Annotated in this window: 21 protein-coding genes; 7 read left to right on the top strand and 14 right to left on the bottom strand. The window is 66.6% G+C overall.

The genetic code is table 11. The annotated features are described in order from the left end of the window. The first annotated feature begins 15 nt into the window (after positions 1-15). Positions 16-714 (top strand): tRNA (guanine(46)-N(7))-methyltransferase TrmB, encoded by a 699-nt coding sequence (gene trmB, locus NYR58_RS07525; RefSeq protein WP_261519865.1) that lies wholly within the window; start codon positions 16-18, stop codon positions 712-714. 106 nt (positions 715-820) lie between these two features. On the opposite strand, the gene NYR58_RS07520 is transcribed toward trmB, so the two are convergent. Next, a complete protein-coding gene (locus tag NYR58_RS07520; RefSeq protein WP_261519864.1) occupies positions 821-985 on the bottom strand; it encodes a hypothetical protein in 165 nt (54 codons plus the stop codon). Positions 986-1,214: 229 nt separating this feature from the next. On the opposite strand from NYR58_RS07520, the gene NYR58_RS07515 reads away from it, so the two are divergent. Together NYR58_RS07515 and NYR58_RS07510 are read left to right on the top strand one after the other, a co-directional pair. Beyond that, on the top strand, positions 1,215-2,648 hold the full coding sequence (locus NYR58_RS07515) for a glutamine synthetase family protein (RefSeq protein ID WP_261519863.1): 1,434 nt from the start codon (positions 1,215-1,217) through the stop codon (positions 2,646-2,648). Between the two features lie 74 nt (positions 2,649-2,722). Further along, on the top strand, positions 2,723-4,009 hold the full coding sequence (locus NYR58_RS07510) for an NAD(P)/FAD-dependent oxidoreductase (protein WP_261519862.1): 1,287 nt from the start codon (positions 2,723-2,725) through the stop codon (positions 4,007-4,009). 19 nt (positions 4,010-4,028) lie between these two features. On the opposite strand, the gene NYR58_RS07505 is transcribed toward NYR58_RS07510, so the two are convergent. Beyond that, on the bottom strand, positions 4,029-4,898 hold the full coding sequence (locus NYR58_RS07505; RefSeq protein ID WP_261519861.1) for an NAD(P)-dependent oxidoreductase: 870 nt from the start codon (positions 4,896-4,898) through the stop codon (positions 4,029-4,031). Further along, positions 4,895-5,455 (bottom strand): carboxymuconolactone decarboxylase family protein, encoded by a 561-nt coding sequence (locus NYR58_RS07500; protein WP_261519860.1) that lies wholly within the window; start codon positions 5,453-5,455, stop codon positions 4,895-4,897. The genes NYR58_RS07505 and NYR58_RS07500 overlap by 4 nt, the downstream gene beginning before the upstream one ends. A 100-nt stretch (positions 5,456-5,555) precedes the next feature. Between NYR58_RS07500 and NYR58_RS07495 the strand changes: the two genes are divergently transcribed. Then, on the top strand, positions 5,556-6,518 hold the full coding sequence (locus tag NYR58_RS07495; RefSeq protein WP_261519859.1) for a LysR family transcriptional regulator: 963 nt from the start codon (positions 5,556-5,558) through the stop codon (positions 6,516-6,518). Here NYR58_RS07495 and NYR58_RS07490 read toward each other — a convergent pair. Beyond that, positions 6,453-8,225, bottom strand: coding sequence for an SLC13 family permease (locus NYR58_RS07490; protein ID WP_261519858.1), 1,773 nt, complete (start codon positions 8,223-8,225; stop codon positions 6,453-6,455). The genes NYR58_RS07495 and NYR58_RS07490 overlap by 66 nt on opposite strands. A gap of 39 nt (positions 8,226-8,264) precedes the next feature. Then, entirely contained in the window at positions 8,265-9,011 is a 747-nt protein-coding gene (locus tag NYR58_RS07485) for an SDR family oxidoreductase (protein WP_261519857.1), read from the bottom strand. Between the two features lie 262 nt (positions 9,012-9,273). Here NYR58_RS07485 and zwf point away from each other — a divergent pair, with 262 nt between their 5' ends. From zwf to edd, 3 genes are read left to right on the top strand one after another with little or no spacing between them, the layout of a single operon-like run. Then, positions 9,274-10,746: a glucose-6-phosphate dehydrogenase gene (gene zwf / locus NYR58_RS07480; protein WP_261519856.1), complete on the top strand. Its 1,473-nt coding sequence runs from the start codon at positions 9,274-9,276 to the stop codon at positions 10,744-10,746. Positions 10,747-10,748: 2 nt separating this feature from the next. Next, on the top strand, positions 10,749-11,465 hold the full coding sequence (gene pgl, locus NYR58_RS07475) for a 6-phosphogluconolactonase (RefSeq protein WP_261519855.1): 717 nt from the start codon (positions 10,749-10,751) through the stop codon (positions 11,463-11,465). Then, on the top strand, positions 11,462-13,276 hold the full coding sequence (gene edd / locus NYR58_RS07470; RefSeq protein ID WP_261519854.1) for a phosphogluconate dehydratase: 1,815 nt from the start codon (positions 11,462-11,464) through the stop codon (positions 13,274-13,276). The genes pgl and edd overlap by 4 nt, the downstream gene beginning before the upstream one ends. A 48-nt stretch (positions 13,277-13,324) precedes the next feature. Here the strand turns inward: edd and NYR58_RS07465 are convergent, their stop codons facing one another. The 9 genes from NYR58_RS07465 to NYR58_RS07425 all read right to left on the bottom strand — a co-directional run bounded on the left by NYR58_RS07465 (position 13,325) and on the right by NYR58_RS07425 (position 22,488). Continuing rightward, positions 13,325-14,749 (bottom strand): alanine/glycine:cation symporter family protein, encoded by a 1,425-nt coding sequence (locus tag NYR58_RS07465; RefSeq protein ID WP_261519853.1) that lies wholly within the window; start codon positions 14,747-14,749, stop codon positions 13,325-13,327. Between the two features lie 162 nt (positions 14,750-14,911). Then, entirely contained in the window at positions 14,912-15,874 is a 963-nt protein-coding gene (locus NYR58_RS07460; protein WP_261519852.1) for a GlxA family transcriptional regulator, read from the bottom strand. Positions 15,875-16,201: 327 nt separating this feature from the next. Beyond that, positions 16,202-16,525, bottom strand: a complete 324-nt coding sequence (locus tag NYR58_RS07455) for a hypothetical protein (RefSeq protein WP_261519851.1) — start codon at positions 16,523-16,525, stop codon at positions 16,202-16,204. 70 nt (positions 16,526-16,595) lie between these two features. Beyond that, positions 16,596-17,639 (bottom strand): dihydroorotase, encoded by a 1,044-nt coding sequence (gene pyrC, locus NYR58_RS07450; protein ID WP_261519850.1) that lies wholly within the window; start codon positions 17,637-17,639, stop codon positions 16,596-16,598. Beyond that, a complete protein-coding gene (locus tag NYR58_RS07445) occupies positions 17,636-18,919 on the bottom strand; it encodes a Zn-dependent hydrolase (RefSeq protein ID WP_261519849.1) in 1,284 nt (427 codons plus the stop codon). The genes pyrC and NYR58_RS07445 overlap by 4 nt, the downstream gene beginning before the upstream one ends. Continuing rightward, positions 18,916-19,860 carry a dihydroorotate dehydrogenase gene (locus NYR58_RS07440; protein ID WP_261519848.1) on the bottom strand — a complete coding sequence of 315 codons (945 nt, stop codon included), beginning with the start codon at positions 19,858-19,860 and terminating at the stop codon, positions 18,916-18,918. Before NYR58_RS07440 ends, NYR58_RS07445 begins: the two co-directional genes overlap by 4 nt. Next, complete coding sequence (locus tag NYR58_RS07435) at positions 19,854-20,696, bottom strand: dihydroorotate dehydrogenase electron transfer subunit (RefSeq protein WP_261519847.1); 843 nt, start codon at positions 20,694-20,696, stop codon at positions 19,854-19,856. Before NYR58_RS07435 ends, NYR58_RS07440 begins: the two co-directional genes overlap by 7 nt. Before the next feature lie 5 nt (positions 20,697-20,701). Then, a complete protein-coding gene (locus NYR58_RS07430) occupies positions 20,702-21,988 on the bottom strand; it encodes a TRAP transporter large permease (protein WP_261519846.1) in 1,287 nt (428 codons plus the stop codon). Beyond that, positions 21,985-22,488: a TRAP transporter small permease gene (locus tag NYR58_RS07425; protein WP_261519845.1), complete on the bottom strand. Its 504-nt coding sequence runs from the start codon at positions 22,486-22,488 to the stop codon at positions 21,985-21,987. Before NYR58_RS07425 ends, NYR58_RS07430 begins: the two co-directional genes overlap by 4 nt. Positions 22,489-22,576: the final 88 nt, after the last annotated feature.

The following is a 22,576-nucleotide window of genomic DNA, read 5'->3' as shown; positions in this document are numbered from 1 at the left end:
GGATCGCAGGCGGCAATGACGGCCAGTCACCCCGAAAGGGCGAGCGAAGCCTTCTTCGGCCGCCGCCGCGGCAAGCGCCTGCGCGCCGGCCAGCAGGAGGCGCTGGAGAGGCTGTTGCCGCGCCTCGGTCTCGACCTTCACCAGCCGCCGCCGGCCGACGTCCGTTCGCTTTTCGCGCGGCCGGTGGAGGCGGCGCGGCTGGAGATCGGGTTCGGAGGGGGCGAGCACCTGCTCTGCGAATTGGAGCACCATCCGCAGACGGGCTTCATCGGCGTCGAGCCCTTCGTCAACGGCATGGCCAAGCTGCTGTCGGCGCTGGGGGAAAAGGTTCCAGCCAATCTGCGCGTCTATGACGACGATGCCGCCGCGCTGCTCGATTGGCTGCCGGATGCCTGTCTTTCCGGCATCGACCTGCTGTACCCGGATCCCTGGCCGAAGAAGAAGCACTGGAAGCGGCGCTTCGTCGGCCAGGCCAATCTCGACCGCTTCGCGCGCGTCATGCAGCCCGGAGCCATCTTCCGCTTCGCCTCCGACATCGACACCTATGTGAACTGGACGCTGCTTCACTGCCGCGCCCACCCCGCCTTCGACTGGCGGGCGGAAAGCGCGGAAGACTGGCGCAGGCCCTATGAGGGCTGGCCGGGCACGCGCTATGAGGCCAAGGCGCTGCGCGAGGGGCGCAGGCCCGCCTATCTGACCTTTGTGCGCCGCTAGACCGGTTCATCGTTTCAATGAAACGCTGATCCGGTCCATCTCTTTGTTTTTGCTGCATTTGTGTGACGCCAGATGATCTCATCTGGCTGCAAAATGCTGTAAAGGTTCAGCGGCGGGTCATCTCGCGAAACCGCTCGGGGTCGATGCCAAGACGCATCAGGTCGTCCGGGCGGGCGGGCCTGCGGTCGCGCAACGCAGCCGATACCGCGATGGCGCTGCCCACCGTATCGAAGAACTCGCCGAAGCCGGCCATGAAGCGACGCATGCGCATCCTGCTCTCCTGTCACTGTGCACTGCAGCATGGATATAAAGGCCGGGAGGGTGTGGAGGTAGCGGGTTTCAGGCATGCCGGCCATGCATTTATGCAGTGCAGCATCGGCGTGACGCGCCATGCCATGGGCCTGGGCGGAAGCGGTCTTCAGGGATGGTGAAAAGCCCCCCTTCCCTTCCCGATCACCCGCCGTCTATACTTGATCATCCGAAGCAATCCCTGGTGCTTGATGCTGGACGACAAAAAGGCAAGCCGCAGCGGCAAGCGAAGCGGGCAGCTTCGCACGCCGGCATTTCTGAGAAACCTGCGCGGTGTCAGGAACTGGAAGGAGGCCACTGCCTGGCTGGAATGGCGCGGCATCGAGGACATCGAGTGCATCACGCCGGATCAGGCGGGCGTTGCACGCGGCAAGATGATGCCGTCGAAAAAATTCACCTCCAACACCTCCCTGGCGCTGCCCTCGGCCGTCTTCATGACGACCATCTCCGGCGAGTACCCGGAAAGCGGAAACGGTTTCGTCTATCCGGAGGACGATGGCGATCTGAAGCTCGTGCCGGACCTGTCCACGCTGTCTGTTGTGCCATGGGAGAGCGACCCCACCGCGCAGGTGATCTGCGACCTGGTGCACCAGGACGGGCGCGTGGTCGAGTTCAGCCCGCGCAACGTCTTGAGGCGCGTGGTGGAACGCTATGCCGAGCACGGGCTCAAGCCCATCGTGGCGCCGGAGATCGAGTTCTATCTGGTGGACAAGAATCCCGATCCCGACTACCCGCTCACCCCGCCCGTCGGCCGCACCGGCCGGCCGATCGGCGGCGGCCAGGGCTATTCCATCGCCGGGGTCAACGAGTTCGACGAGCTGATCGACGACATCTACCACTTTTCTGAGACGCAGGGTCTGGAGATCGACACGCTGATACACGAGGAGGGGGCCGGACAGCTCGAAATCAACCTTCGACACGGCGACCCGGTGGAGCTTGCCGATCAGGTGTTCCTGTTCAAGCGCACCATCCGCGAGGCGGCACTGAAGCACGACACCTATGCCACCTTCATGGCCAAGCCCATACAGGACCAGCCGGGCTCGGCCATGCACATCCACCAGTCGGTGGTGTGGGCGAAGGACGGCCGCAATGCCTTTTCCGATAAAGCCGGCGGCGAGACGGAAATCTTCCACCACTTCATCGGCGGGCTGCAGCGCCACATCCCCAATGCTCTCATCATGCTCGCCCCTTACGTGAACTCCTACCGGCGGTTGACACAGGGCAGCGCCGTCCCGGTCAACACGCGCTGGGGCTATGACAACCGCACCACCGCCTTCCGCGTGCCGCGCTCGGACCCGGAGTCGCGGCGCGTGGAAAACCGCATCCCCTCCTCCGACGCCAATCCCTATCTGGCGCTTGCCGCCTCGCTGGCCTGCGGGCTTATCGGCATTCTGGAGAAGATCGAGCCCGATGCGCCGGCCGGCACCGCCGTGAACCAGGATGCAATCGAGCTGCCGCGCGGGCTTTTGGAAGCCGTGGCGCTGTTCGAGGGCGACGAGGCGCTGCGCGAGGTGCTGGGCGAATCCTTCACCACCACCTATGCGGCGATCAAGCGAGCCGAGTTCGAGACCTTCATGAAGGTGATCAGCCCCTGGGAGCGGGAATATCTGTTGTTGAACGTGTGATCTTCAGCGCGCGGCAGGTTCGGCCTGCCCGTTTCCTCATCCTTGCTGCCGGCCCCTCACTCTTCGCTCGGAACATGCCCTACCAATCCCCCATTTCCCCTGGCTACTCCTGGTACGAAGCGACGGTGGGCGAGCGGCCGGACTATCCGCCGCTCGACGGCGATCTTGCCGTGGACGTCGCCATTGTCGGAGGCGGCTTCACGGGTCTGTCGGCCGCCGCGCATCTCGCCAGGGCGGGCGTCGATGTCGCGCTGGTGGAGGCGCATCGCTTCGGCGACGGTGCCTCGGGGCGCAATGGCGGCCAGTTGGGCACCGGCCAGCGCGCATGGGCGGAGGAGCTGGAGGCCGAGCTGGGCTTTGACCGCGCCAAGGCGCTCTTCGACCTGGCGGAGGAGGCCAAGGCGCATCTTCTCGACTTCGCCGCGGCCAATCGCATCGAGATCGACTACATGCCCGGCCAGCTTTCCGTCGCGCACAAGCGGCGCTATGTGGACGAGTACCGGGCGCATGCCGAGATCATGGCGGAGCGTTTCGGCTATCCCCACATCGCCTTCATGGACCGGCAGGAGACGGCGGAACGCCTGGGCTCCACACGCTATTTCGGCGGCACGCGCGACACGGGCACCGGCCATATCCATCCGCTCAAGCTGGTTGTGGGCACGGCACGTGTGGCAGCGGCGGCGGGCGCCAGGCTTTTCGAGCAGACGAAGGCGCAAAGAATTTCCACGGCGGCCGGCAAGGTGCGAATCGCCACGCCGCATGGGACGATCACCGCCGAAAGATGCCTGCTGGCAACCAACGCCTATGGCGAAACGCTGGAGCCCGTCACTGCGGCCCATCTCATGCCCATCGGCTCCTTCATCGGGGCGACCGTGCCGCTGGGCAAGGACAGCCCCGTGCTGCCGGGGGGCGAGAGCGTTGACGACTCGCGCTTCGTGGTGCGCTACTTCCGCAGGTCGCGGGACGGGCGTCTGCTGTTCGGTGGCCGCGAGGCCTATTCGAGAAACGACCCGAAGGACATCCGCTCGCAGATCCGACGCCAGATCAGCGAAATCTATCCCGCGCTCGGGGATGTGGAGATCACTCACGCCTGGGGCGGCTATGTGGGCATCACCGTTCCGCGACGGCCCTTCGTACGCGAGGTGATGCCCGGCGTCATTTCGGCGGGCGGCTATTCCGGCCATGGCGTCTTGCTGGCGAACTTCATGGGCCGGCTCTATGCGGAGGCCGTGACGGGAAACCGCGACCGGCTCTACCTCTTCAAGGAGCTGAAGATCCCGCCCTTCCCCGGCGGACAGCGCCTGCGCCCCCTCCTCCTGTTCCTGGCGCTCAACTGGTATGCGCTGAGGGACAGGATCTGACTGCCCTCAGGCCAAAACCTCAGCAAGCAGGCCGGTAGCGCTGCACGATGCCGTTAATGTTGTCCCCGCCCAGGCCCGCGTCTCTCGCCTCAGCATAGATCTGCATGGCAAGCGCCGTCAGCGGCGTCGCAGCACTGCCCTCCCGCCCGGCATCGGCAACGAGCCTCAAGTCCTTCGCCACCAGGTCGATCGGGAAGAGCGGCTTCCAGTCGCCAGCCAGCATGGCAGCTCCCGCCCCGCGCATCGCCGGGCTGAAGACCGCCGTATCGGACAGGATAGGCAACACCCTGTCGGCATCGACCCCAATGCCGTCCGCCAGGCCGATCATCTCCGCCATCGCCGCCAGCTGGACGGCAAACAAGCCGTTGACGATCAGCTTCGCCGCTGCCCCGGCACCGCTTTCCCCGCAGTGACGCAGCGCCTTGCCCATTTCCGCCGCGCGCGGACGGAACTTTTCCACCGCTGCCGCATCGCCGCCGGCGAGGAATATCAGCTCTCCTGCTTCCGCCTGGGGCCGCGACCCGACAACGGGCGCATCGAGAAAGCCGATGCTGCGACTGGCGGCACGAGCGGAAAGCGTACGCGCCCAGGCGGGGCCAACGGTCGAGCACTCGACCGCGAGTGCCTCCTCGGGCAGCGCGGCCAGCGCCCCGCCCTCTCCCAGCCAGACCGCGCAGGAGGCTTCCTCGTCGCGCACCATCGCAATGCAGCATTCGGATATGGCGGCGGCCTCAGCGGGCGATGCAGCCAAACGGGCGCCGCCTTCCACAAGGTGCTCTGCCCGGTCCGGCGTGCGGTTCCAGACGATCACCTGATGACCTGCGGCGAGAAGCCGCCCAGCCATGCGTACGCCCATCGCACCCAGACCGAGAATGGCGACAGCAGTCATTTCCGGGCGCTCCAGGCAAGGGCCGGGTCGGCCATGAAGGTCTCCTTCGGCGTGGCCACCAAATGGTTGGCATAGTTGGAGACGGTCTTGGCAGCGATGATCACAAGCAGGTCGAGGACGTGCCGGGTCTCGTAGCCAGCGTGCATGAACGCTTCCACCTCCCGTGCCTCCAGTTTGCCCCGCTCGTGCACGAGCGCCAGCACGAAGCGGCGCAGCGCCTCCAGCCGTGCATCCTCCAGCGGCCGGCCGCCGCGCAACGCCGCAAGCTCCGCTTCCGGCAATTCCGCCTGCCGCGCCAGGAATGTATGGGCGGCCACGCAATATTCGCAGCCATGAAAAGTCGAGACGGTGAGGAATGCAACTTGCCGCTCCACCGGGGTGAAGTCCGTCTCTTCGGCCAGTGCGAACAGGGCCTCGTAGGCCTTCAGCGCCGCAGGGCTGGCGGCCAGCGCGCCGTGCAAATTGGGAATGAATCCCCAGTTCTCGCCCACCTCGCGAAGCAAGGCGCGTGACGGCTCGGGCGCGGTATCGGGCGTGTGAATCTGGAAGGAATGCATGTCGACCTCTCTTGCCTGGTAGAACCGGCGCGAGGATGCACATGATGGTTTGTGCATTAAATCCGTTGTCCTGCACAAGTTTCATGCGATATTTACATGAATGGATACGGAGCAGCTTTCTCTCTTCGCTGATGTCGTCGCCAGCGGCAGCTTCGCCGCGGCGGCAAAGAAGCGCGACCTCGACCCCTCTTCCGTCTCCCGTGGCATCAAGGCGCTGGAGGCGGAGCTCGGCGCCAGGCTCTTTCAGCGCACCACGCGCCGCATCGGCCTGACGGAGGCGGGGGAGCGCTTCCTGGCACGCATCGAGCCGGTGCTGGCCGAGCTGGAACTGGCCAGGGGCGAGGTCCGGGCGGCGGCAGATTTGCCGGCGGGGACGCTGCGCCTGACGGCCTCGATCGCCTTCGGCCAACACCGCATCGTGCCGCTCCTGGGCGCGCTTAGAATGCGATACCCGCAGCTTGGCCTGCACTGCATCTTCAGCGATGCCAATCTCGATCTCGTGGCGGAGCGCATAGATCTCGCCGTCAGGCTCGGCCCGCGCGTCGAGGGCGACCTTGTCGCCGCCAAGCTTGCGGACACGCGATACCGCGTCGTCGCCAGCCCCGACTATCGCGACAGGCATCCGGTGGCGGTGCCCACGGAACTGGCAAAACACCGCTGCATCCTCTTCGACCTTCCCGCATATCGCTCGCGCTGGATTTTCCGCGAACCGTCCGGCAGGTTGGAGGACGTGCCGGTTGACGGTGACCTCACCCTTTCCCCGGTGGGCAGCATCCGCGATGCCGCGTTGGCCGGACTCGGCCCGGCGCTGCTACCGGACTGGCTGATCGGTAGTGACTTGGAACGCGGCGCACTGGTCGATCTCTTTCCTGGCCACGACGTCACGGCCACAACCTTCGAGACAGCCGCTTACGCCGTCTATCCCAGCCGCGCCTTCCTCCCCCGCAAGGTGCGGGTGGTGATCGACTTCCTGCGAGAATCCCTTCGCCGGCCGCCCTCACAGTGGCCAGAAGAACAGGATCGCCGGCACACCGACGGCGAGAATGAGGAGCTCCAGCGGTAGGCCCATGCGCCAGTAGTCCCCGAAGCGGTAGCCGCCCGGTCCCATGATGATGGTGTTGTTCTTGTGGCCGATGGGCGTGAGGAAGGCGCAGGAGGCGGCCACCGCGACCCCCATCAGGAAGGGATCGGGCGAGACGTCGAGCGCGCGGGCGACCGACAGCCCCACGGGGGCGGCAATCAGCGCCGTTGCCACGTTGTTGAGGAAGTCCGACAGCGTCATGGTCACGACCATCAGAATGGCCAGGATTGCCCAGGCCGGCAGCGCCCCGGTCTGCGCCACGATGGCCTCTGCGATGAGGCGTGTGCCGCCCGATTCCTCCAGGGCCAGGCCGAGCGGAATGAGCGAGCCCAGAAGCACGATCACCGGCCACTCCACCGCCTCATAGACCTCCCGCGGGCCGACCACGCTGAACAGCGCATAGACGGCGACCGCCCCGGCCAGCGCTACGGCGAGGGGCAGAAGCCCCGCCACCGCTAGAGCGACGGCGATGGCGAAGACGGCGATGGTGAACAGCGCCTTGCTGCGCTGGATCACGGTGTGGCTCTTCTCCGCGAGCGGCAGCACGCCGAGCCACTCGGCCGCATCGGCCACACGGCTCTCCGGCCCGAGCAGCAGCACGACGTCGCCGGGCTGGATGGGCAGGTTGCGCACGCGCTCGCGGAAGCGCCGGCCCTGGCGCGACACGCCCAGCAGCGTGACGCCGCGCCGGTAGAGCAGCCGCAGGTCGAGGGCAGTGCGGCCCACCATGCGCGCATTGTCGGGCACGATGGCTTCCACCAGCGTCAGCGACTTGCCGGTCAGCCCTCCGTGCTCGTCGGCGCCCGCCGGGCTCAGGCCCGCCGCGCCGATGAAGGCTTCGATGGACTTCGGGTCGCCCTCCAGGACAAGATGATCGCTCTTGCGGATCTCCTCGCTGGCCGCAAAGCCCGGCAGGCGCTTGCCGCGGCGCACCAGGCCGAGAATCGAGACGTCGTGCTCGTCGGCAAGGGGATAGAGGTCGGAGGGCGAGCGGCCGATCACCTTGGACCCCTCCTTGACCCCCGCCTCGACGACGAACAGGCCGGTCTCGCCGCCCCCGCCGGCCGTGGCGCGCTTGCCCGTGTCGGGTATCAGGCGCCAGCCGATGGTGGTCACGAAGGCGATGCCGACCAGCGCGCAGACGAGGCCGACCGGGGAATAATCGAACATGGAGAACGGCGCACCCAGCGCCCTGTCGCGAAACTGGGCCACCACGATGTTGGGAGGCGTGCCGATCATGGTGATCATGCCGCCCAGAATCGTGGCGAAGGACAGCGGCATGAGCGACTGCGCGACAGGCCGCCTGGCCTTCTCCGCTGCCTCCATGTCGAGGGTCATAAGCATGACGAGCGCGGCGACATTGTTGATGACGGCGGAAAGGGCGGCCCCCACCACCGACATGATGCCGATATGCGTGGACAGGGAACGCCCGGCCGAGAGCACGAAACGGGCCACAAGCTCCACCGCGCCGGCGTTCACCATGGCCCGCGAGACGATGAGCACCAGCGCAATGATGACAACGGCCTCGTGGCCGAAGCCCATGAAGGCATGATCGGCCGGCACCACGCCGCCCGCGACGGCGACGATGAGGGCGGCAAACGCCACCAGATCGTAGCGGATCCGGCCCCACACCAGAAGGGCGAAGACGAGGCCGAGCAGCGTGAAAAGAAAGATCTGGTCGTAGGTCATGAAAAACGGGTTTCGAAGTGGCGGGACGCCCCGCCTCTATCAGATGCAGCGCCCGCCATCCACCTCCAGCGCCACGCCGGTGATGAAGGCTGCCTCGTCGGAAGCCAGCCACAGCGCGGCATTGGCAATGTCGAGCGGCGTGGAGAGCCGTCCGAGCGGGATCGAGGCGCGGAACCGGGCGCGATTCTCGGGCGTGTCCTCGCCCATGAACAGGGAGAGCATGCCGGTCTCCCCGGCCACCGGGCACAGGCAGTTGACGCGAATGTTGCTGGGCGCCAGCTCCACCGCCATCGACCTGGTGGCGGCGATCGCCCAGCCCTTGGAGGCGTTGTACCAGGTCAGGCCGGGGCGCGGGCGCAGCCCGGCCGTGGAAGCGGTGGTGAGGATCACCCCGCCGCCCTGACCCGCCATGACGGGCACGACGGCAAGCGCGGCATGGTAGATCGCCTTCATGTTGACCGCGGTGATGCGGTCGAAGGTTTCCTCGTCCACCTCGACAAGGCCGCAGTTGCGGTGCGTGAAGCCTGCATTGTTGACCATGATGTCGATGCGGCCATGGGCGTCGAGCGCGGCCTTCACCATGGCCTCCACGTCGGCCTTGCGCGAGACGTCGGCGGCAACGGGCAGAGCCGCCGCGCCGATCTCGCCTGCCACGCGGCGCGCACCGGCGGCATCCAGGTCGGCGATCACCACCTTTGCGCCCTCTTCGGCGAAGCGCCTGGCCATGCCCTCTCCGAAACCAGATGCCGCCCCCGTGATGATCGCCACCTTGTCCTTCAGTCGCATCGCAATTTCCCTGCCGATCCCATCCTTCCGGGCCGCCAATCCCGCCTGCACGGCTTGTATTGCGGCTCCGCTGGCCTATCCTGCCCGAGTCCGGCGCGGCGGGAAAGCCTGCCGCTGCCGATCGTGACGAGGCAGGGAGGATCGCCCCGCCATCGGGAAGGCATCGGGGCCGGCATTCTTAACTGGCATTCTTAAATCGATTAGACTAAGAGCATCCTCGAATAATGGGCCCTTACGGCGACCAAGCGCAGGCGGAGCGACAATGACAAGCCAGACGATACCGGTCGATCCCTTCGATCTCGTGGTGTTCGGCGCGACAGGCGACCTTTCGGAGCGCAAGCTCCTGCCGGCGCTCTATCAGCGCCAGCGCGCCGGCCAGTTCTCGGAGCCGACGCGCATCATCGGCTCCTCCCGCTCCGAGCTCAGCGACGAGCAGTTCCGCGCCTTTGCCCGGGAGGCGATCGGCACCCATGTGGCCAACCAAGACATCGAGGACGACGAGCTGGCCCGCTTTCTGGAACGGCTGTCTTACGTTCCGGCGGACGCGAGGTCCGGCAAGGGCTTCGACAAGCTGAAGGAAAAGCTGGGCGACAGCCGGCATGTCCGCGCCTTCTACCTCGCCGTGGCGCCCGGCATCTTCGGCGACATCGTGGACAAGATCGAGCGGTTCGATCTGGCGACGCCCACGTCGCGTATCATCGTCGAGAAGCCGATCGGCCGCAGCCTGGAGACGGCCAGGGAGGTGAACGCCGTGGTGGGCCGCGTCTTCGACGAGACGCGCATCTTCCGCATCGACCACTATCTGGGCAAGGAGACGGTGCAGAACCTGATGGCGCTGCGCTTTGCCAATGCCCTCTACGAGCCCTTGTGGAACTCCGCCCACATCGACCACGTGCAGATCACCGTGGCCGAGTCCGTGGGGCTCGAAGGCAGGGCCGGATATTACGACAAGGCCGGGGCACTGCGCGACATGGTGCAGAACCACATTCTGCAGCTCCTGTGCCTGGTGGCGATGGAGGCGCCGGCCTCGCTCGACGCCGATGCCGTGCGCGACGAGAAGCTCAAGGTGCTGCGTGCGCTGCGGCCCATCGACCGGCACAACGCGGAGCGGGTGACGGTGCGCGGCCAGTATCGCGCCGGCGCTTCCGGCGGCGGCGCCGTGAAGGGCTATCTGGAAGAGCTGGAGGGCGGCGCCAGCGATACGGAAACCTTTGTCGCCATCAAGGCCGAGATCGAGAACTGGCGCTGGGCCGGCGTGCCCTTCTACATGCGCACCGGCAAGCGGTTGGCGGCGCGCGTCTCCGAGATCGTCATCCAGTTCAAGCCCATCCCGCATTCGATCTTCGGCGAGCAGGCCGGCCGCGTGTTTCCCAACCAGCTCGTCATCCGCCTGCAGCCCGACGAGGGCGTGAAGCAGTGGATCATGATCAAGGATCCCGGTCCCGGCGGCATGCGCCTGCGCCATGTGCCGCTCGATATGAGCTTTGCCGAGTCCTTCTCCGTGCGCAACCCGGATGCCTATGAACGGCTGATCATGGACGTGATCCGCGGCAACCAGACCCTGTTCATGCGCCGCGACGAGGTGGAGGCGGCATGGCGGTGGATCGATCCCATCGTGGCCGCCTGGGAAGACCTCGCCCAGGGGGTGCGGGGCTATACCGCCGGCACCTGGGGACCGTCGGCGGCCATCGCCCTCATCGAGCGTGACGGCCGCACCTGGCACGAGAGCGTCTAGCCATGAAGGCCGTCTGGCACGAATTCGCCGAACGCCGGATGCTGGCGGAGACGCTGGCCGACGCCGTGGCGGAACGCCTTGAGAAGGCCGTGGCCGCGCGCGGCGCGGCGACGATTGCGGTGTCCGGCGGCAGCACGCCGCCCCCCTTCTTCAAGGCGTTGTCGCAGCGGAAGATCGACTGGGCGCGCGTGACGGTGACGCTGGTGGACGAGCGCTTCGTCCCGCCCGCCTCCGACCGCTCCAACGCGCGGCTCGCCGCCCAGCACCTGCTGCAGAACGAGGCCGCGCGCGCCGCCTTCGTGGGCCTCTATCACGACACTGCCGACGTCGAGGCGGCGGCGGCGGTGGCCGAGCAGGAGATCGCCACGCTGCGGCAGCCGCTGGATGCCGTGGTGCTCGGCATGGGAACCGATGGGCACACGGCGTCGTTCTTTCCTGACGCGGGGAACCTCGACGCGCTGCTCGACCCGCAGAGCCCGCGGCACGTCCTGCCCGTCCATGCGCCGAGCGCCGTGGAGCCGCGCCTGACGCTTTCCATGCCGGTTCTGTGCCCGGCGCGCCACATCGTGCTGCACATCGAGGGGGAGGAAAAGAAAAGGGTGCTCGAAGCCGCACTCGCGGCGAAGGACGGACCGATGCCGCCGGTGCGCGCCGTTATCGAGAATGCCGCCCAGCCCGTCCACATCTACTGGGCCGCGAAAAAGGACAGCAAGCCATGACCGCACGACGAGAGATCGAAGCCGTCACAGCCCGTATCCGCGAGCGCTCGCGCGCCAGCCGCGAAGCCTATCTGGCGCGCGTGGAGCACGCCGCCTCCAAGGGGCCGCACCGCACCGTGCTGTCCTGCGGCAACCTGGCCCATGGCTTTGCCGCCTGCGCGCCGGGCGACAAGGCCGCCCTTGCCGGCGACTCGGTGCCCAATCTGGGCATCATCACCGCCTATAACGACATGCTCTCCGCGCACCAGCCCTACGAGCCCTATCCGGGGATCATCAAGAAGGCAGCGCACGAGGCAGGCGGCGTGGCGCAGGTGGCCGGCGGCGTGCCGGCCATGTGCGACGGTGTGACCCAGGGCCAGCCGGGAATGGAGCTTTCGCTGTTCTCGCGCGATGTGATCGCGCTTGCCGCGGCGGTCGGCCTGTCGCACAACATGTTCGATGCTGCCGTCTTTCTCGGCATCTGCGACAAGATCGTGCCGGGGCTGATGATTGCAGCGCTGAGCTTCGGCCATCTGCCGGCGGTCTTCATTCCCGCCGGGCCGATGACCAGCGGCCTGCCCAACGACGAGAAGGCCAAGGTGCGCCAGCTCTATGCGGAGGGCAAGGTCGGCCGTGAAGCGCTGCTGGAAGCGGAGGCCAAGTCCTATCACGGACCGGGCACCTGCACCTTCTACGGCACGGCCAATTCCAACCAGATGTTGATGGAGATCATGGGCCTGCACACGCCGGGCTCCTCCTTCGTCAACCCCAACACGCCGCTGCGCGAGGCGCTCACCAAGGAGGCCGCGAAGCGGGCGCTGGCCATCACCGCGCTCGGCAACGAGTTCACGCCCGTCGGCCGCATGATCGACGAACGCGCCATCGTCAACGGCGTGGTGGGGCTCAACGCCACCGGCGGCTCGACCAACCACACCATGCACCTCGTCGCCATCGCGGCGGCGGCCGGGATCAAGCTGACCTGGGCCGATATCGCCGATATCTCCGAACATGTTCCGCTGCTTGCGCGCGTCTATCCGAACGGGCTTGCCGACGTGAACCACTTCCACGCCGCAGGCGGCATGGGCTTCCTGGTGCGCGAGCTGCTGGACGGCGGATTCCTGCACGAGGATGTGCAGACCATCTGGGGCCCCGGCCTCAGGTCCTATGCCGTGGAGGCGAAGCTGGCCGAAGACGGCACCGTGGCGCGGGAACCGGCCCCCAGGCAGAGCGGCAACGAAAAGGTGCTGGTGCCGGTTGCCAAGGCGTTCCAGCGGACGGGCGGCATCCGCGTGCTGAAGGGCAATCTCGGCCAGGCCATCATCAAGACCTCGGCGGTCAAGCCCGAGCACCGCGTGGTGGAGGCGCCGGCCATCGTCTTTTCCGCGCAGGAGGAGCTGCTGGCGGCCTTCAAGGCGGGCACGCTGGAGCGCGATTTCATCGCCGTCATCCGATACCAGGGACCGAAGGCCAACGGCATGCCGGAGCTGCACAAGCTGACGCCGACCCTGGGCGTGCTGCAGGACCGCGGCTACCGCGTGGCGCTCATCACCGACGGGCGCATGTCCGGCGCGTCCGGCAAGGTGCCGGCCGCCATTCACGTGACGCCCGAGGCGGCGGATGGCGGTGCCATCGCCAAGGTGGAGGACGGCGACATCATCCGCCTCGACGCCGAGGCCGGCACGCTGGAGCTCAAGGTGGACGCGGAGGAGCTGGCCGCGCGCACCCCGCGCCCGGTGGACCTCGCCCCCTCGCACACCGGCATGGGACGCGAGCTTTTTGCCGGGTTCCGGGCGCTGGTCTCGCGCGCCGAGGAAGGCGCCGCAATCTTCTGAGGCAAGCCAAGGAAAGCCGCCCGAAAGCGGCCTTCCTTCATCGCGGCATCACTTGCCGTGCTTCCAGGCCGTGGGGTCGATGTCCAGGTCGGGGAACTTCTCGGGCGACAGAACCGGCCGCGCGACACCATGCTTCAACTGTTCCCGGAAGTCGGCAAGGATGCGCAGGACGATCGGGAACAGCATGATGATCGCCATGAGATTCACCAGCGCCAGCAGGCCCATCAGCGGATCGGAGAAGAAGAACACCGCCGTGGCGCCCGGCGCCGTGGCACCCAGGAACACGATGGCCATCACCGCAATCCGCAGCACGTGCACGGAGACGGGATTGGTGGTCATGACCGCAAGCGCGTTCTCGCCCAGATAGTAGTTGTACATGATCGAGCTGAAGGTGAAGAGCAGGATCGCGAAGGTCAGGAAATACTGCGCCCATTCGCCCACATGCGAGACCAGCGATTGCTGGGTGAGCACGACGCCGTCTATGTCCGTCGCACCCGGCACATAGACATCGCTCAGAAGAATGATGAAGGCGGTGCAGGAGCAGATCACGATCGTGTCGATGAAGACAGAGAACGACTGGGTGATGCCCTGGCTGATGGGATGGCGGACATCGGCCGTGGCCGCCACATTGGGCGCCGAGCCCAGGCCCGCCTCGTTGGAGAACAGGCCGCGGCGCATGCCCTGGGCGATTGCCGCACCCATGCCGCCGCCCACCACCTCCTCCAGTCCGAAGGCATTGGCGAGAATGGTCCACAGAACGCCCGGTATCTCGGTGATGTTGATGAGGATGATGACGATCGTCATTCCGAGGTAGCCGAGCGCCATGATCGGAACGATCACGTCGGCCGCCTTGGCGATGCGGCGAATGCCGCCGTAGACGATGAAGCCCGCGATGACTGTCAGCGGAAGCGCCGTCCAGATCCTGTCGATGCCCAGGCTGTCCTTTGCGGCCCCGGCAAAGGTGTTGCCCTGAAACGCGTTGAAACCGAACGCGAAGGCGGCGATCAGACAGACTGCATAGAGAACCGCAAGCCAGCGATACTGCCGGCCCAGCCCGTGGAGGATATAGCTTGCCGGTCCGCCGCGATAGGTGCCGTCGCCCTGCGAGCGCTTGAAGAGCTGGGCAAGGGAACATTCGACAAGGCTGGTGGCCATGCCGATGAGGGCGGTGGCCCACATCCAGAACACGGCGCCGGGACCGCCGAGCGTGATCGCCACCGCCACGCCGGCAATGTTTCCGCCGCCGACGCGGCCGCCCACGGAGACGAGGAGTGCGGCGCGCGCGCTCACCGCGTTGGGGTCGGCGGTCTGGTTCTTCGATGAAAGAACCCGGAACATCCGTCCGAAATACTCGAACTGGACGAAGCCGCTCATCACCGTGATGAACACGCCGAACACCACGAGAAGGGGGACCAGAGCCCAGCCCCACGTCAAATCTTCTATCAGGCCGAAGAAGCCGACAACGACGTCCAAGGTCCCCTCCTCCATCTCTTTCCGCCAAGAAGCCAACAGTCGTAAATTGCGCTCTTCTGCCGTTTATTATCGGTTGCGCGCAACAACCATAGTCGCCTTATACACAATCTAGTGGTGCGGTCCCAACAGATGGGTACCCATCTATCTCGACAAGTCAGCCCACTAGTAGGTTGTTCGCCGCTCGTCGCTCGGCGGCCTGCCGAACTGTTGGCGGTAGCTCTGGGCGAAATAGGAGTGCGAGGTAAAACCTGTTGCCACGGCCACGTCCAGGATGGGCATGTTCGTCTGGCGCAGAAGCTGGCGCGCCCGCTCGAGCCTGAGCCGCATGTAGTAGCGGCCAGGCGTCTGCCCCAGATGGCGCAGGAAAAGCCGCTCAACCTGCCGCACCGAAAGGCCCGCCGCCCTGGCCAGATCGGCCGCCGACAGAGGCTCGTCCAGCTTTTCCGCCATCAAAGCGACGATCTTCTGCAGCTTCTCCGACTTGCCGGCGAGGTCGCGCTCGGGGCCGACGCGCTGCCGGTCAACGGGAGAGCGAATCCGCTCGTGCTGGAACTGGTTGGCAACCTCATTGACGAGGCTGCTGCCGAAATCGGCGCGGATGATCTCCAGCATCAGGTCGATCGAGGTGGAGACCCCGGCGCAGGTATAGCGTTTACGGTCGATCTCGTAGACATTGCCGGTGCACTCGATCTCGGGAAAACGCTCCCTGAAACCGGCGCGATTCTCCCAGTGGATCGTGCAGCGATGACCGTCGAGCTGCCCTGCCTCCGCCAGAAGCAGGGAACCGGCCGCCAGAGCGCCGAGCGCACGGCCCTGGCGCCCCCAGGCGCGCAGCGCCGCCAGCACCCTGTTCTTTCCGGGGAACTCCGTCGTCAGCCCGACGCACACAAACAGGATGTCGACGGGCGGCACATCGCCGATCGCATGGTCCACCTTGATGGGCAGGCCGTTGGAGGCCATCACCGCCTCGCCATCCGCGGAGACGGTCGTCCAGCGGTAGAAATCGCGGCCCATCAGGCGATTGGCCGAGCGGAAGGTGTCGATCGCCGCGGCGAGCGAAAACATCGAGAACCTGTCGACCAGCAGAAAGGCGAATTGCTGCCCCTGCACCGCGGCATCGTTCATGACGGCACCCTCCCCGGGATGCGGCGGAACCCGATAAGCCATGTCGTCCGACCCTGCCGGAGACCGGGAAACGAGGCCGAGGCCCGTCTCGATCCGATCTCCTTCCTCCCCAACAACTGCACGAGGTGGCGGTGAATGCCAAGAGCCTAACGGTCAACAACAGGTGTGGAGCGGCTGTCGGACTGCGCGCACGGGCCGGCCGCGGCGGCGCCTTTTTTATCCTTCCGTCGCGGGTTTGCAGGGCCGGAACGCAGAATCGAAACAGGCCGGGGCCACAGGGCCTCCGGCCTTCTCCCGCGCGGCAGGTGTGTCGCGTGCGGAGGGCGTTCAGCCCCTCCGCGCCGAAACCAGCATGGCCGCCACCCTGTTGAGCGCGTCCACCTTCGCCTCGGCAGAGCCGCTCCCGTAGGCGTCCTCGAGCGTGGTCACGATCTTGCTGAACTGCTCGAACTCCTCGCCCGCCGCAGCCACGCTCAGCGGCTGGTCGTCATAGGCATCGACGAAAAGCTGGGCGGCGTAGGAAATGAGCAGAAGCGCGGCGGCATTTTCCGGCTCGCCTGCCATGCGGGCACGCGCCGCGCGGGCGCACGCATCATAGGCGCGCACGCCGGCCCCCCTTTCGTTGAGACCCTTTGCGAGCTCGATGAACATTTGCTTCTCCTTTACACCCTGTCGCGATAGCCCGAAATACACCGCTCCCCATGCGCCGGCCGCGGGCGGCTCACGGCATGCTGACGCTCCAGAAGATCGGCGTCATGGGATCGAAAACCGTCACCGTCCCCTCGCCCGTCTCCACCTTTGCGGGGAACGCGACGGGCGCGTCGCGGCGCTCCAGCGTAACATGCTGCTCGTTGGGCGGCAGGCGATAAAAGCCGGGCCCGTTGAGCGATGTGAACGCCTCCAGGCGGTCGAGCGCCCCTTCCTCCTCGAAGACATGCGCCAGGCAGGACAACGTGTTGGGCGCGGAAAAGATGCCTGCGCAGCCACAGGCGCACTCCTTGAGCGGATCGACATGGGGCGCTGAATCCGTGCCGAGAAAGAAACGGGCATCGCCCGATGTGGCGGCCCTGCGCAGGGCAAGGCGGTGCTCTTCGCGCTTGGCGACCGGCAGACAGTAGTAATGCGGGCGGATACCGCCGGCCAGAATGGCATTGCGGTTGATCATCAGGTGGTGGGTGGTGATCGTCGCCCCCATGGTCCCGTCCTGGGCGCGGACATAGTCCACCCCCTCCCGCGTGGTGACATGCTCCATGACCACGCGCAGGCCGGGGATGCGGCGGCGCAGCGGGTCCAGCACCGTCTCGATGAAGACGGCCTCGCGGTCGAAGATGTCGATCCGCGGGTCGGTCACCTCGCCATGCACGCACAGCGGCATGCCGATTTCCGCCATGCGCTCCAGCACGGGGTAGACGCGGGCGATGTCGCGCACGCCGCTCTGCGAGTTGGTGGTGGCGCCGGCCGGATAGAGCTTGACGGCCGTGACCAGACCATCGCGGAACCCGGCCTCGACATCCGCCGCGTCCGTCTCCTCGGTGAGGTAGAGCGTCATCAGCGGCGTAAAGTCCAGGCCTTCGGGCAGGGCGGCCATGATGCGGCGGCGGTAAGCCTCGGCATCGGCGCATGTGACCACCGGCGGCACCAGATTGGGCATTACGATGGCGCGGCCGAAATGCGCTGCGGTGTAGGGCAGGACGGCCTTGAGCACCGCGCCGTCGCGCAGGTGGAGATGCCAGTCGTCCGGCCTTCTGATCGTCAGTTTCTTCATGGCGCTTCCGTCAGGAACTCGTGAACAATGTCGGTGGCGGCGAGGAAGTCGGCAAGCTCCATCGCTTCCTGCGGGTTGTGCGAGCCGTTCTGATTGCGCACGAACACCATGGCGGAGGGAACGCCTGCGCCCGCGAAGACGGCGGCATCGTGCCCACCGCCGCTCGACATCACGAAGGGCTCCTGCCCCGACCGGCCCATCGCCCGCAACAGCCGCTCGACAAGGACGGAATCGCACAAGGCCGGCTCGACGCGCATTTCCTCGTCCAGCTCGAAGCGTACCTTGCGGTCGCGCTCGATCTGGCGCATCTCGGCACGCAGAAGGTCGCGCATCTCGTCCAGCGTCCTCGCGCTCTGGCTGCGGATATCGAGGCTGAAGGAGACCGAATCGGGTATGCGCGACATGGCATGCTTCTCCGGATCCGTGGCCACGATGCCGCTGGTCAACACCAGATCGTCGCCCTTTGCAAGGATGGTTGCCCAGCTTTCGTCGAGGCGCACCAGCAGATCGGCCATGGCAAGGACGGGATCGCGGCGGAACGCGCGCGGCACGGCGCCGGAATGGCCGGCCTCGCCCAGGCAGCGCACGGCACGGTGGCGAATGTTGCCGCGAATGCCGGAAACGACGGCGGCCGGGATGTCCTTGCCGATGAGAAGGGGCCCCTGTTCGATGTGCAGCTCCACATAGGCAGCGACCGCCGACAGGTCGATGAGGGGCACGCCGGCGCGTACCCGGTCCATGTCGACGCCGACATCGGCCATATGGGCGTCGAGCGACCGTCCGTCGCCCTTGTGCTTCGCCTTGAGCTCCTGCGCGCCCAGCGTTCCGGTTAGCGCCTTGGAACCGATGTAGCAGGGGCCGAACCAGGCGCTTTCCTCGCCGCGCATGGCCAGCACGTGAACAGGAACGGGAAAGCGGATGCCCCGCCTTTTTGCCCGCAGCAGGCAGAGAAGGCCGGTCACGACGCCGGCAAGCCCGTCGAAATTGCCGCCGAAGGGCACGCTGTCCACATGCGAGCCGACGAGGATGTAGCGCGCCGCCCGGCGTGCGCCCGGCAGGCAGAAATTGGCGTTGCGGCCGGCATCGTACCAGACCTCGAGGCCCTGGCTGCGCGCGAAATCCCCGAGGAAGGAGAGCGTTCTGGTCTCCACGTCGGAGAAGGCGGGGCGGCTCACGCCCTCGACATCTGGCGAAAGCCTTGCCACTTCCTCGAACAGGAAGGCGGCGAGGCGCCGTTCCTCCTCGCGTTCGTCCATGGCAATGTGCCGGGCCGCCGTCATGGCGCGGCCTCCATGAAGACCACACCCGCCTTCTGCTCCCCGTCGATCACGGTGCCGATGAGGTCGCGCACGGAGGCGATCCCCTCGCGCTCCAGATAGCGCTCCAAATCGGCGATGATGGTGAGCATCGCCGTGGGATTGATGAAGGTGGCCGTGCCAACCTGCACGGCAGTGGCGCCGGCGATCAGGAACTCCACCACATCCTCCGCAGTGGCGATGCCGCCACAGCCGATCACCGGAATGCCGGTTGCCTTGGCGCACTGGTAGGCCATGCGCAGGGCAATGGGCTTCAGCGACGGGCCGGAAAGCCCGCCCATCAGGTTGCCGAGCTTGGGCCGGCGGGTGCGGATGTCGATGGCCATCGCGAGCAGTGTGTTGGCGACCACCAGCGCATCCGCGCCTCCTTCCTCGGCCGCCCGTGCCACCTCCGGCGTCTCGCCCGTATTGGGCGTGAGCTTCGCCCACAGGGGCAGGCGGGTGGCCCGGCGCAGCTTGCGCATCACCTCATAGGTGGAGGAGGGGCGGATGGCGAAGGCCTTGCCGTCCTCCTCGATGTTGGGGCAGGAGATGTTGACCTCGATGGCGGCCACGCCTTCGACCGAGACCTCCGCGCACAGCGCGGCGAACTCGTCTGCCGTGTTGCCGGAAATCGAGACCACCAAGGGCGTCTCATAGTCCCGGTAGAAGGGCACGACCTTCTCGAGGAAGGCGGCCACACCCTTGCTCGGGATGCCGATGGAATTGAGCATCGAGCCGCCGACCTCGCACACGCGGGGCGTCGGATTGCCATCGCGGAAGCCGCGGGTGATGGTTTTCGTCACATGCGCGCCGAGGCACTCGATGTCGAAGACCTCCGCCAGCTCCTCCGAAAAGGTGCCGGAGGCCGGCATGACGGGGTTCTTGAGCGTGAGGCCCGCGATGTCGACCGAGAGATCTACCACGGCATCGCCTCCTGCATGTCGAAGACGGGCCCCTCGCGGCACACGCGCAGCTGCACGGTGGCCCCGTCCTTGCGGAATGGGCGCACGCAGCAATGGCACATGCCGAGGCCGCAGGCCATCTGCTGCTCGAGCGCGATCTGGCCGGGGATGCCGTGACGCTTGCCCATGCGCTGCAGGAGGGCGAGCAGCCGGTTGGAGCCGCATGTGTAGAAGGCGTCCACACCCGCACCGGCAATCAGGCCCTCCAGAAGGCTTTCGAGATGCGCCACGTCCGAGGTGCCCTCGGCATCGGTAACCGTGATGACATCGGCGCCGAGATGGCGGAAATAGTCGACCGACATCAGAAGGTCGGGCCGGCGCGCGCTGCAGATCGCCGTCAGATGCCGGCCGAGCCGATGCGCCTCCAGCGCCAGAGGCGCCAGGGTGGCAAGACCGACACCGCGGGCAAGGAGTACGAGCCTCTGCCAGTCTTCGGCGATATGGAAGCCACGGCCGAGCGGCCCCAACACGTTGAGCCGGTCTCCCGGCGCCAGATGGAACAGCGCCCGCGTGCCTGCGCCCGCGACCTTGTAGAGAAAGTGCAACGTGCCTTCCTGCGGATAGAAGCCGTAGATGCTCATCGGTCGGCGCAGATAGGGCTGGTCGGTGCCGGCGGATGGGCACAGCAGGTGGAAGAACTGCCCGGCCCGGCAGCGCGCCAGCATCTCCGGCGGCGCCTCCACCACGAGACGCATGTATTCGCCATTCACCGGCTGGTTGGCGCGCACCGCCAGATCGCGCTCGAAGACGGTCGGCTGGGGCCGGCCGGAGGCCATGGGCGGGTTCTGCGTCAGCATGTCGGTCATCCGAACACCAGATCGGGCAGGAAGGTGGAAATCGGGGGCACATAGGTGATGATCGCCAGCGCCACCAGATTGGCGAGCACGAAGGGCCAGATGCCGGAGATGATGGTCATCACCGGCCTGCCCAGCGTGGAGGAGGCGACGAACAGGTCGAGCCCGAAGGGCGGCGTGATCATCCCCACCGAGATGTTGAGCGTGACGATCATGCCGAAATGAACCGGATCGACGCCGAGCGCGGTGGCGACGGGATAGAGCGGCGGCACGAGGATGAGCAGCGCCGAGTTCGGGTCGATGAACATGCCGGCAATCAGGAAGGCCACGTTCACCACCAGCAGGAAGACCACCGGCCCGGCATCGACGGCCGACAGGAAGCCCAGAATGTGGTTCGGCACCTGGGCCAGCGTGATGAAGTAGGACAGAAGGCCGCCAAGCGCCAGCAGGATGAAGATGATGGCGGTGGAGACGGCGGCGCGCTCGGTTACCCTGAACAGCTTGCCGAGGCTGAGCTCGCGAAAGACCACGGCCTCCACGAAAATGGCGTAGACGACGCTGACGGCGGCGGCCTCCGTGGGCGTGAAGAACCCCGAATAGATGCCGCCCAGGATGATCACCGGCATGCCAAGCGCCCAGCCGGCATGGCGGATGGCGGCGAGCCGCCCTGCCCAGCCGATGCGCTCGCCCGCCGAGACGCCGCTGCGGCGCGCTTCGATGGCCACCAGAACGGCAAAGACGAGGCCGAGCACGAGCCCGGCCGCCAGGCCGGCCACGAAAAGCCGCGCGACGGAGGTGCCCGTCATCCAGCCATAGATGATGAAGGTGATGGACGGCGGAATGAGAAGCGCGGTCTCGGCGCTGGAGGCGATGAGGCCGAGCGAGAACTTCTCGCTGAAGCCCACCTTGCGCATTTCGGGAAACACGAGCCGGCCCATGGCCGCCACGGTGGCGGGCGCGGAACCGGAAACGGAGCCGAAGGCCATGGAGCCGCCGATGATGGTGTAACCCACGCCGCCCTTGCGATGGCCGAGCAGCGACTGGACGAGGCCGGTCAGCCGCCGGGCGATCTGCCCCTCGCCCATGAGCTCAGCCGCCAGGATGAAGAAGGGAATGGCAAGCAGGGTCGAGTGGTTGATGCCGCCCACCACCTTCTGCACCACCACGGGGTCGGGCAGCGTGCCGTAGAAGATCTGCTTGATCAAGAGGGCCGGCACGCCGAGCACGAGAAACATCTCGAACCCCGTGACGAGCAGCAGAGCGGCGACGGCGACGATGAGGAGAAGCAGGATCATGCGTCTTGCGCCTCCCCTGGCGGCTGGCGGTCGAGGAGGCCCAGGAGACCGAGCAGATAGCGCAGCGCAAGCAGCGCGAAGCCGATGGTGGGCGCGACATAGATCCAGCCCATGCGGATGCCGAGCGTCGGGCTCTCCTGGCCGGTGCCGAAGACGAATCCCGTCATCTTCCAGCCGAGCCATGCGAGATAGAGCGAGAAGAGCAGGCCCACCGCGTCGATGATGCGGCGGAGCGGCAGCCCCGTGGCCGCGGCGATGCGCGCACGCCAGGTGTCGACCGCCACATGACGGCCGATCTCGAGCGCGTAGCCGATGGCGAGGAAGACCAGATAGAGGTTCATGATCCTGACGGCCTCCTCGATCCATGCGAGATCGGAGGCCAGCGGGCTTTCAGTGGCGCGCACCACCACATTGACGAAGTAGAGGCCCACCATCGCCAGGAATATCACCACCAGCGCCGACCGCTCCGCGGTGCGCAGGATCGAAAGCACATTGCGCATTCAGCTGCTCCACGGGCCCTTCAACGGGCCGTTTCGCCGTTGCGAACGGGCAAGAGCGGGCGCGGCCAAGGCCGCGCCCGCAGGCCCC

Source organism: Chelativorans intermedius (genome assembly GCF_025398255.1).
Classification (GTDB): Bacteria; Pseudomonadota; Alphaproteobacteria; order Rhizobiales; family Rhizobiaceae; genus Chelativorans; species Chelativorans intermedius.
Note: the sequence above shows the minus strand (reverse complement) of the source record. Positions and strands in the feature narration are given on the sequence as shown.

Bases quoted from the DNA above. Each gene is read 5' to 3' on its own strand.
- trmB (WP_261519865.1), top strand. From the start codon at position 16: ATGACGGCCAGTCACCCCGAAAGGGCGAGCGAAGCCTTCTTCGGCCGC.
- NYR58_RS07520 (WP_261519864.1), bottom strand. From the start codon at position 985: ATGCGCATGCGTCGCTTCATGGCCGGCTTCGGCGAGTTCTTCGATACG.
- NYR58_RS07515 (WP_261519863.1), top strand. From the start codon at position 1,215: ATGCTGGACGACAAAAAGGCAAGCCGCAGCGGCAAGCGAAGCGGGCAG.
- NYR58_RS07510 (WP_261519862.1), top strand. From the start codon at position 2,723: ATGCCCTACCAATCCCCCATTTCCCCTGGCTACTCCTGGTACGAAGCG.
- NYR58_RS07505 (WP_261519861.1), bottom strand. From the start codon at position 4,898: ATGACTGCTGTCGCCATTCTCGGTCTGGGTGCGATGGGCGTACGCATG.
- NYR58_RS07500 (WP_261519860.1), bottom strand. From the start codon at position 5,455: ATGCATTCCTTCCAGATTCACACGCCCGATACCGCGCCCGAGCCGTCA.
- NYR58_RS07495 (WP_261519859.1), top strand. From the start codon at position 5,556: ATGGATACGGAGCAGCTTTCTCTCTTCGCTGATGTCGTCGCCAGCGGC.
- NYR58_RS07490 (WP_261519858.1), bottom strand. From the start codon at position 8,225: ATGACCTACGACCAGATCTTTCTTTTCACGCTGCTCGGCCTCGTCTTC.
- NYR58_RS07485 (WP_261519857.1), bottom strand. From the start codon at position 9,011: ATGCGACTGAAGGACAAGGTGGCGATCATCACGGGGGCGGCATCTGGT.
- zwf (WP_261519856.1), top strand. From the start codon at position 9,274: ATGACAAGCCAGACGATACCGGTCGATCCCTTCGATCTCGTGGTGTTC.
- pgl (WP_261519855.1), top strand. From the start codon at position 10,749: ATGAAGGCCGTCTGGCACGAATTCGCCGAACGCCGGATGCTGGCGGAG.
- edd (WP_261519854.1), top strand. From the start codon at position 11,462: ATGACCGCACGACGAGAGATCGAAGCCGTCACAGCCCGTATCCGCGAG.
- NYR58_RS07460 (WP_261519852.1), bottom strand. From the start codon at position 15,874: ATGAACGATGCCGCGGTGCAGGGGCAGCAATTCGCCTTTCTGCTGGTC.
- NYR58_RS07455 (WP_261519851.1), bottom strand. From the start codon at position 16,525: ATGTTCATCGAGCTCGCAAAGGGTCTCAACGAAAGGGGGGCCGGCGTG.
- pyrC (WP_261519850.1), bottom strand. From the start codon at position 17,639: ATGAAGAAACTGACGATCAGAAGGCCGGACGACTGGCATCTCCACCTG.
- NYR58_RS07445 (WP_261519849.1), bottom strand. From the start codon at position 18,919: ATGACGGCGGCCCGGCACATTGCCATGGACGAACGCGAGGAGGAACGG.
- NYR58_RS07435 (WP_261519847.1), bottom strand. From the start codon at position 20,696: ATGCTGACGCAGAACCCGCCCATGGCCTCCGGCCGGCCCCAGCCGACC.
- NYR58_RS07430 (WP_261519846.1), bottom strand. From the start codon at position 21,988: ATGATCCTGCTTCTCCTCATCGTCGCCGTCGCCGCTCTGCTGCTCGTC.
- NYR58_RS07425 (WP_261519845.1), bottom strand. From the start codon at position 22,488: ATGCGCAATGTGCTTTCGATCCTGCGCACCGCGGAGCGGTCGGCGCTG.